Below are 5,678 nucleotides of genomic sequence, written 5' to 3'. Positions count from 1 at the left end.
GCTCCGCCGCCGCGGCTGCGGCGGCCGCCCCCAGTGCCGCCAACCCAGCCCGCGCCAGCGCCGCCGATCTGCCCGGCCTCTACGAGCAATTCATTGAAAAGTGCCAGGCGCAACGCCGCAGCTGGAGCGAAAATGACTGGGACGCCGCCGCCAACGACCTGGCGCGCCTCAACCAGCGCTACCAACAGGTGCGTACATCGCTCTCGCTCCAAGAGCGCCTGAACATTCGCTCGGCCCAGACTGAGTTCCACACCTTGCAGGGGGCCCGCAAGGCGAAAAGCCGCCTCGACCAATAGGGGCACAGGATTGGGGCCCCGGCTGCCGGTACGCCTGGCCGCCGGGGCCCCAATCCTGTGCCCAGGCTGCCTAGCGTCATTAGCCGCTTGCCCTTGCCCGACGGAGCAGCGGGCGCTGCCCTTTCAGCAAGGCTACTCGCGGGCCAGTGCCTACCTGCGTCTGCTGGGGCCCTAGCAGGGGCCCCACCGGCGCAGTTAGGCGCTGGTCGTTTATTGCCCGCCCGCGTCTGCTGGGGCCCCTGCTAGGGCCCCACCGGACGTGGGCCGGGCCGATGGCAGCCCAAATAGCTGGCTGCGCAAGCAAGCCCACCACCAGCAAGCAAAAGGCCCCGCCGGAAAATCCGAACGGGGCCCTTGCCTTATTCCTGTTAGTGGTTGGCCTACGGCTTGATGAGTCGCTGCGAGAACTTCAGGCCATTGTTGTTGGCCACAAGAACGATGTAAGCCCCACTGGGCAGGTTGCTGATCAGGAGCACGTGTTTTTGCTCACCGCCCAGGGTATGCGTTTGCACCAGGCGGCCCGCCAAGTCAAACACCTGCACTTGGTATTGCCCGGCGGGCAGTGCTGTTAGGTCCAGGGTGGTCTGGTCGGTGGCGGGGTTGGGGTAAAGTGCTACGCTAGGGGCCTGGGCCTGCGGCGCGAACGCCACGACCCGCACCGGGCTGTAGCTGGTTGTGCCATCCTGGTCGCGCTGCTGCAAGCGGTAGTAGGCCGTGGCGTGCTGCCGCCCTACTCCGGCATCGACGAAGCTGTAGGACTGCGCCTGGGTGCTGGTGCCGGCGCCCGCCACAAAGGTGAGCGCTGTAAACTGCGTGCCGTCGAAGGAGCGCTCCACCTGGAAGCCTGCGTTGTGCTGCTCCTGCGCCGTGGCCCAGCTCAGGTTACCGTTGAAGCCTACGGCTTCGGCGTCGAAGCGCGTCAGCTTCACCGGCAGGGGGTAGTTGCCGATAACCAGGGGAACCGTCTGCGTGGTGACGCCGCCGTTGCCATCGACGGTGGTGATGGTAGCGGGATAAGTGCCGGTTACCAGCAGCGTGCGGTCAACCACGGTTATCTGGCCGGTGACCGGGTCTATACTCGTGCCGCGGGGCAAGGAGTTGGAGCTGGCGGTGCGCACCCCGTTGTCGACGACGGCGGCCGTGGCGTTGTAGGTGCCCGCGTTATTGTCGAACACGTTGGCCAGAATGTCGCCGTTCTGGTACTGATTGGCCGTGCCGCCTTTGACCGGCGTAGTGGTGTAGACCGAGGCATTGTCCTGGGCAACGGGAATCGTATACAGCACGGGAGCTGAAACATTGCCTTGGTTGTTGGTAGTCGTGAAGGTAAAGAACGCGTTGCCGACAAACGTGCTGGCCGGGTCAAAGGTGAGGTTGGCCGCGTTGGCCAAGCTGATTACCTGCCCAAGCTGCACATCCACGCCGTTGAGCGCCAGCTTACCGGCCGTGCTGCTGGGTAGGGCCGTGATGTTGAACGACTGTAGTGAACCGTTGGGCTCAAAGCCCGTGAGGGCCGAAATCCCGAGCGCCGTGGCCGTGTTGCCCTGGGGCGTTTGCTGGCGGTTGACGGCCGCGTTGGCCTGCGGTGCCTGGCTGGCCAGGCTAGTCGTCACGGCCGACGTGTTGTTGGCCGTGGGTCCGTTTTCGTTCGTGCCGCTCGTCACGGTGCCCGTGATGGTAGAAGTGACGGCCGGAAACAGGAAGCTGATGCTGTTGCTCACCTCCCCAAATTTGCCCACGGCTTGCGTCGTGATGCGGGGGAAGGTTACCACGCCCGAAGAGGCATCGTAGCTGCCGCCGCCCGACACGGCCACGTTGCTGAGGCCGGTGGGCAGCTGCACGGTTTGCACCACGGCACTAGCGGGCGAGGGGCCATTGTTGAGGGTCACGACCTGGTACGTCACCTGGCTGTTGGGCAGGGCCGTGGCGGGGCCGCTGACGCGGGTCAGCACATCGGCTATGGGCACGATGTTTACGCTCACGGTTTGCGTGTTGTTGCTGGGGGTAGGGTCCGAGAAGTTGCCATTCACGCTGGCCGTGGCCACCAGGGGGTCGTTGCCGGGGTCGTTCACCGTAATCGTGTAGGTGAGCGTGGTGCCGGCCGCCTGGTTGCTGGCCACTGGGAAGGTAACGGTACCGCTGGCCACATCATACGCCCCGCCGAGCACGTTGTTGCTAGCATCCTTCACGACTACGCTGCTCAGGCCGGCGGGCAAGGCTACTCGCTCGCGCAGGTTGGAAACGGTAGCAGCAGCATTGATAGCCTTCACCGTGAGAATGATGGGCTGGCCGGCATTCTGCGAAGCCACGTTGGAAGTAATCGTGGTTTGCAAGTCGACCAGGGTGCTGGTAGGGGGCGACACCGGAATAACCAGGGTGGCCGCGTTGTTGGTCAGGTTGATGTCATTGGCCGAATTGTTGGCCGCCGCCGACACCCCGATGATGGGCCGGTCGGGCACTATCAGCGTAATCGTGTTAGTGATGGCCCCCGTAACGCCGGCGGCTTGGCTAGCAATGGTAGGAAACGTCACGATGCCGGTGTTGGTGTCGTAGACGCCGCCGCTAGCCACTACGCTGGTTAGGCCGGTCGCAATGCGTACGCTGGTTGTCACGTTTATTGCCGGCGCCGGCCCATTGTTGCTGGTCGATACGACGAAGGTGATGGGATTGCCGACGATAGCCGTGGTAGGGCCGGCCACGGCCACGGCCACGTCGGCGTTCCACTTGATTTCGGTAGCCACGGCCACCGAGTTATTGGCCGTGGCGAGGTCGGTCGTCGTGCTGGTCACGCTGGCCCGGCTCACGATGGTGCGCGAGTTGTTGGCATCCGTGGAGAGCAGGGCCGGGGCCAGGTAGCTGTAGGTGTAGGTTTTTACTTCCTCCACCCCCAGCAACGCCACCGTGGGCCAGGTAATGAGGCCGGTAGCCGGGTCGTAGACCCCGGCGCCGGTTGTGGTTACTTCACTCAGGGCAAAGCCCGCCGGGATGGCCACGGTCTGCACCACGTTGGTGGCGGGCAGGGGCCCCCGGTTGCTGGTTGTCACCGTGAAGGTGGGCACCTGCGTCGAGGAGGCTACGCCGGGGCCTACCAGGGTCGTCACCACGTCGGTGGCGTTGGTGATAGTGATGTTGCGCGTCACGATGTTATCGGCCGGCACGGGGTCCGACGTGCTCGACGTTACGCTGGGCATCACCACCAGGATACCGGCCGCCGGGGTCGTGAGCACCACCGTGTTGGAGACACTGGCGCCGCTCGCCAGGCTGGCGAGGGCCGGGAAGGTAACCAGGCCCGTGGTGGTGCTATAGGTGCCGCCGTTGGAAATACTGCTCACAACAAGGCCGGGGGCTAGCGCCACCTGCTGCGCCACGTTCAGGGCCGGCTTAGGGCCGTTGTTGCCGGTCACGATGGTGAGGGTGAGCGCGTCGCCCGGCGCCACGTTCCGGGCCGAGGGGGTCAGCGTGTTGTACACGTTGGCTTGGTCGGCGTTGGCAGGCGTCAGGAGGTTGGTGGCACTGGCCGTAGCCGCGTTGTTGGCGGTGGCGCCGGCTTCGCTGGTGGTGGTGGTCACGGCGGCCGTGGCGGTAAAGGCCGTGGCGGGCATAGCAAAGCTCACGGTGTTGTTCAGCGACTGGCCGGTGGCGAGTACGCCGGGGGCCGTGAAGGTGGCTACCCCCGTGCTGGCGTTGTACGAGCCATAGTTGGAGACAAATACCCCGCTCAGGTTTAGGGGCAGCTGCACCGTCTGCACCACCCCCGCGGCCGCCGAGGGGCCCGCATTGGTCGTGAGCACGCTGAAGGTAACCAGGTTGCCGGCAACGGCCGCCGTGGGGCCGCTGATGGTGGTAGCCACGTCGGCCACCGGGGTCACGGCAATGCTGCCCGTCGCCTGGTTGTTGCCGAAGATACCCGATGAGGCCAGGCTGGGGCCGCCGCTCAGGCTGCCGCTGATGTTGACCGGCCCCACGGCGGGGGCGGTGAACGTGACCACGGAGGGCGCCGTTACGCCGTTGGCCAAGGCGATGGCGGGGTAGGTGATAATGCCCGTAGCCGGGTCGTAGGTGCCGTTGTTGGTGACGGACACCCCGCTCAGGCCGGGCGTGAGCTGGGCGAAGCGCAGGGCGATGGCCGCATCATCGGGGCCGTAGTTCACAAAGTTCAGCGTGAACGACGCCGTCTGGCCCGGCACCACCGTGGCGGCCGATGTCGAGATGCCGTTCGTGGCCAGGTCGGAGGTCGCGTTGTTGGTGACGGTAAAGTCAAACTGGTCGGGAGCGGCGCCGGGGCCGCCACCAACCGCCTGGGTCGTGGTCGTGCCAATAGTGCTTCTGACAACCGTGCTGCCACTCGTGTTAGAGGCCGTGTAGCTGAACTGGAAGGTACTGGCCGCGCGGCTGGCTAAGCTAGTCACGGTACCAAAGTTTATAACGCGGGTGTTCGGGTCATACCCCGCGGTGGGGTCATTGGGAGTAAACTGGTCGGTGATGAATTTGAGCTGCGCGGCAGTGAGGGTAATGTCAGCGGGAAGCGTCACGGTGCGCGTCACGTTGGCCGCGGCGGCCGGGCCGTTGTTGGCAAACACGGCGGTATACGTAGCGGTGGGCCGGCCCGTGGTGGAAGCGTTCAGGCCGAAGACGGCCGACACTACGTCGGCGTTGCCGTTAATAGCCGTCGTGGCCGTGCTCGTGTTGTTATCGGTTACTGGCTCGGCAGGGGTGGTGGTGGTAATGGTCGCCACAGCCACTACGCTGGCAGTGCCAGGGGCCATGTAGGAGATACCAAAAGAAGCGCTGCTGCCCGCCGCCAGCGGCGAAAGGGCCGGGTAGGTGATGGTAACAGTACCCGAGCCGTCTGGGCTGCTGATGCTGGTGCTGCCCGCCGCTGTTACGCCGGTAACTGGGTTATTCACGTCGCCGGAGCTGAGCGTCACGGTGCGCGTGACGCCGGTAGCCTCTACCCCCCCGTTGTTGGCAAATACGGCTGTGAGGCTCACCGTCTGGGCCGCAGTGGCTGCGCTGGGGGCCGAAATAGTGGCTACCACGTCGGTGCTGCAATTAATGCCCGCCGCGCTGCCCGCGATGCTGTTGCTGATTTGGCCATTGGCAATGCCCATGATGCCGGGGCCGGCCCCGTAGGCTACGCCGCCCGTGGTGGTGCCATTGGCCCCGCTGGCTACGCTGGCGCTGCTGGGAGCCGCGTTGGTGAGGACAACGCCGCCGCCGCCGCCGCCGCCGGGGCCGTGGGCCGTGGTGGTGCCAGTAGGGGTGTTGGTGCCGCCGGTGCCGCCGATAGCCGCCAAGGTGAGGCCGCTCAGGCTCGCCGTGTTGTTGGCCGTGATAAGAATAGAGCCGCCCGCCCCGCCGCCGCCGCTGCCGTCATTCAGCACG

At 65.6% G+C, this 5,678-nt stretch carries 2 protein-coding genes; one reads left to right on the top strand and one right to left on the bottom strand.

Going from position 1 to position 5,678, the window contains the following annotated elements:
• Window positions 1–296, top strand: a 296-nt coding sequence (locus BEN49_RS27825; protein ID WP_498366030.1) for a DUF6565 domain-containing protein, incomplete at its 5' end; no start/stop codon positions are given.
• 380 nt (window positions 297–676) lie between these two features.
• Here BEN49_RS27825 and BEN49_RS10355 read toward each other — a convergent pair.
• A partial coding sequence (locus BEN49_RS10355) for a T9SS type A sorting domain-containing protein (RefSeq protein WP_070743009.1) occupies window positions 677–5,678 on the bottom strand: 5,002 nt, incomplete at its 5' end.

Origin of the sequence: Hymenobacter coccineus, from assembly GCF_001816125.1 — a bacterium.
GTDB lineage: Bacteria > Bacteroidota > Bacteroidia > Cytophagales > Hymenobacteraceae > Hymenobacter > Hymenobacter coccineus.
The sequence above is the reverse complement of the archived record's forward strand: the minus strand, read 5'-3'. Positions and strand labels throughout refer to the sequence as shown.